Source organism: Nocardia farcinica (genome assembly GCF_029867845.1).
Classification (GTDB): Bacteria; Actinomycetota; Actinomycetes; order Mycobacteriales; family Mycobacteriaceae; genus Nocardia; species Nocardia farcinica_A.
In genome coordinates, this window is record NZ_JARWRU010000128.1 from 1 (window position 1) to 4,006 (window position 4,006).

A 4,006-nucleotide genomic window follows, 5' to 3' on the forward strand; every position below is an offset into this window, starting at 1 on the left:
CCCGGGCTCGGCCACGGTGGGCGGGGTGGGGGTCGGCTCGTTCCTGGACGCGGCGGTCTTCGCGCCCACCCCGGCCGGGCTGGTGGTCCTGCTGTCGTGGGCCGTCGCGAGCGCCGGCGCCGGATGGTGGCTGCTGCGCGAGCGCGAGGTCTGACCGGCCGCCTCCCCGCCCACCGCCCCGGTGTGTCCGGGCGAACAGCGCACCTGTCGGACGCGATGGCTAACGTCGAAGACGGTGACGTGACACGGAACGGTGGTGGCGGCGAGGCGATGGTGACGAGTGCGGCAGGGGTGTCGACGGCGGAGTCGGCGAACGGCGATGCGGCGTCCCCCGGCTGGATTCGGCGGCTGTGGGCGGAATGCCTGCGTCATCCCGGCACGCTGGCCGGGATCGGCGGCACGCTGCTGGCGGGCGCGCTGGTCGAGGTGTCCGCGCCGCTGCTGACCAAGCGGGCCGTCGACGCGGCCGGCGTCGGCGACACCGACGTCATCGGGACGGTCGCGATCCTGCTCGCGGTGCTGGCGGTCGGGCGGTTCGCAGCCGCGTTCGGGCGCAGGCTGCTGGCCGGGCGTCTGTCCCTGGACGTGCAGCACGGCTTGCGGGTGCGGGTGCTGCGCTCGCTGCAACGGCTCGACGGGGCCGGTCAGGACGCGCTGCGCACCGGGCAGGTGGTCTCCCGCTCGATCACCGATCTGCAACTTGTGCAGGGGCTGCTGGCGATGGTCCCGCTGTCGGGGATGGCGTTGCTGCAATTCGTGCTGGCGGCTTCGGTCATGTTGTGGCTCTCGCCGCCGCTGGCGCTGGTGGCGCTGCTGGTGGTGCCCGGCATCGGGCTGACGGTGTACCGGATGCGCCCTCGGCTGTTCGCGGCGACCTGGTCGGCCCAGCAGCGGGCCGCCGACCTGGCCCAGCACGTCGAGGAGACGGTCACCGGCGTGCGCGTGGTGAAGGGCTTCGGCCAGGAGGCCAGGATGGTCGACCTGCTGGAACGCCATGCCCGCCGCCTCTACGCCGAGCGCATGCGCGCCGCGGCCATCGACTCCCGGTTCGCGCCAGTGGTGGCGGCCATTCCGCAGGCCGGGCTGGTGGCGGTGATCGCCTTCGGCGGCTGGCTGGCGCTGCACGGCACGATCAGTGTCGGCACCTTCCTCGCCTTCGCCGCCTACGTCTCCACCATGACCTCGGCGACCCGCGCCATGTCCTCGGTGGTGATCCTGGCCCAGCTCACCAGGGCCGCCGCCGAACGCGTCAACGAGGTGATCGACACCGCGCCGACGCTGGTCGACCCGCCGCACCCGCGATCGCTGCCCGACGGCCCGCTCGGCATCGAGATCGACAAGGTGAGCTTCGGCTTCGAGCCGGACCGGCCGATCCTGCGCGAGTTCGACCTCACCGTCCGCCCCGGCGAGACCGTCGCCGTCATCGGCCCCGCCGGCTCGGGCAAGACCACACTCTCGCTGCTGCTGCCCCGCTTCTACGCCCCCGACTCCGGTTCCATCCGGCTGTTCGGCGCGGGCGGACCGGCACACGCGAACGGCCACCGCGACGGATCGTCCGGTGGCGACGGCGCGGGCTCGCACCCCCGGGACGGCCATCGGATCGCCGTCGACCTGGCCGACGTGCGCGCCGACGAGCTGCGCGCCGCCGTCGGCGTGGTCTTCGACGACCCCTTCCTGTTCTCCGACACCATCGCCGCCAACATCTCCCTCGGCAGGCCCGACGCCACCGACGAGCAGATCCGCGAGGCGGCCAGGATGGCCGCCGCCGACGAGTTCATCACCGAACTCCCCGACGGCTACGACACCGTGGTCGGCGAACGCGGCCTGACCCTCTCCGGCGGCCAGCGCCAGCGCATCGCCCTGGCCAGGGTGCTGCTGGCCCGCCCGCGCATCCTCGTCCTCGACGACGCGACCTCCGCCGTGGACGCCGTCACCGAGGCCGCCATCTTCGACGCGCTGCCCGACCCGGGCGGGCGGACCACGATCATCCTCGCCCACCGCGAGTCCACCCTCGCCCACGCCGACCGGGTGATCCGCCTGCCCGGCCCCGATCGTCCGACCGCGCCCGCGGTCGAGCCCGCGCCGGCCGTGCGGACCCGCAAACTCGCCGCCGCGAGCAAGCCGGGCGGCGGCTTCGGCCGGGCCGCCGCCGACATCGCCGAGACCCCCGAACTGCGCCGGACCCTGGCCGCGCTGCCGCCGGCCACCGAGGAACCCGGTCTGGACGACGCGCGGCTGCGCACCCCCGATCCCGGTTTCCGGCTGGCCAGGCTGCTGCGCCCGGTCCGGCTGCTGGTGGCGTCGGTGATGGCCCTGCTCGCCGCCGACGCCGTGCTCGGCATCGCCTTCCCCCCGCTGGTCCGCTACGCCCTCGACCCCGGCGTCGGCGCCGGCGAATCCGGCGCGCTGGTCCGCGCGGCGGTCTTCGGCGGCGTGCTGGTGGTGGCCGCGCTGGCGGTCGGCGCGGTGACCATCGTGCTCACCGCCCGCACCGGGGAACGGGTCCTCTACGGCCTGCGGGTGCGCAGCTACGCCCATCTGCAACGGCTCGGGCTCGACTACTACGAGCGCGAGCTGTCGGGCCGGATCATGACCAGGATGACCACCGACGTGGACGCGCTGTCGAGCTTCCTGCAGACCGGCGTGGCCACCACCCTGATCGGCCTGCTGACGGTCGCGGGCATCTCGGTCGCGCTGCTGGTCATCGACTTCTCGCTGGCGCTGGTGGTGCTGGCCGCGGTGCCGCCGCTCGTCCTGGCCACGGTGCTGTTCCGGCGGGTGTCCTCCACCGCCTACTCGATCTCGCGCGAGCACGTCTCGGCGGTCAACGCCGATTTCCAGGAGAACGTCACCGGCCTGCGCGCGGTGCAGGCCAACCGGCACGAGCGCTTCGCCGCCCGCCGCTTCGCCGAGTACTCCCAGCGCTACCGCGACTCGCGCATGCGCGCCCAACGGGCCATCGCCCTGTACTTCGCGTTCGTGGTCTCCTGGGCGGATCTGGCCCTGGCCGCGGTGGTCTTCTTCGGCGCCCGCGAGGTGGCCGCCGGCGCCACCACCCCGGGCACGCTGGTGGCGTTCGTGCTCTACCTGCAACTGCTGTTCGGGCCGATCACCCAGCTCTCCCAGGTCTTCGACGGCTACCAGCAGGCCAGGGTCGGTCTGCGCCGCATCGGCGACCTGCTGCGCACCCCCTCGTCGATCGGCGCCGACCCGGCCGACGCGATCGCCGTGACCGACGGCCTGCGCGGCGAGGTGGACTTCGACCGCGTGCGGTTCAGCTATCCCGGCACCAGCACCACAGCGCTGAACGGGGTCGACCTCGACATCCCGGCGGGCTCGACCGTCGCGCTGGTCGGGGCGACCGGCGCGGGCAAGTCGACCATCGTCAAACTGCTGGCCCGCCTCTACGACCTGCCCCGCGCCGAGACCGGCACCGGTTCGATCCGGGTCGACGACGTCGACCTGCGCGACTATCGACTCGCCGACTACCGCGCCCGGCTCGGCATCGTGCCGCAAGAAGCTCACCTGTTCACCGGCGATGTGGCGAGCAACATTGCATTCGGGAAACCATCCGCGAGCGAGGCCGAGATCGCCGAGGCCGTGGCGGCGGTCGGTGCGAGCGACATGATCGCCGCGCTGCCGATGGGCCTGCGCCAGCCGGTTGGCGAGCGCGGCCGCGGCCTGTCGGCCGGGCAACGTCAGCTCATCGCGCTGGCCCGCGCCGAACTGGTCCGCCCCGATCTGCTGCTGCTGGACGAGGCCACCGCCACCCTCGACCCGGAGACCGAGGCATCGGTGCTGGCGGCGAGCAGTTCGCTGGCCAGGGGCCGTACCACGGTGGTCGTCGCGCACCGGCTGGCCACCGCGGCGAGGGCCGACGCCATCGCCGTCGTGGAGCGCGGGCGCGTCGTGGAGTTCGGCCCGCACGAGCGGTTGCTGGCCGAGGGCGGGGTGTACGCGCGGCTGTGGTCGGCCGCGCCGGCGGGTGTCGCACACGACGCTGTCA

1 protein-coding gene is annotated in these 4,006 nt (G+C 73.8%); it reads left to right on the top strand.

From position 1 onward, the window contains the following. Positions 1-270: 270 nt before the first annotated feature. On the top strand, positions 271-4,006 hold a 3,736-nt coding region (locus tag QH283_RS02450), incomplete at its 3' end, for an ABC transporter ATP-binding protein (RefSeq protein ID WP_280501388.1).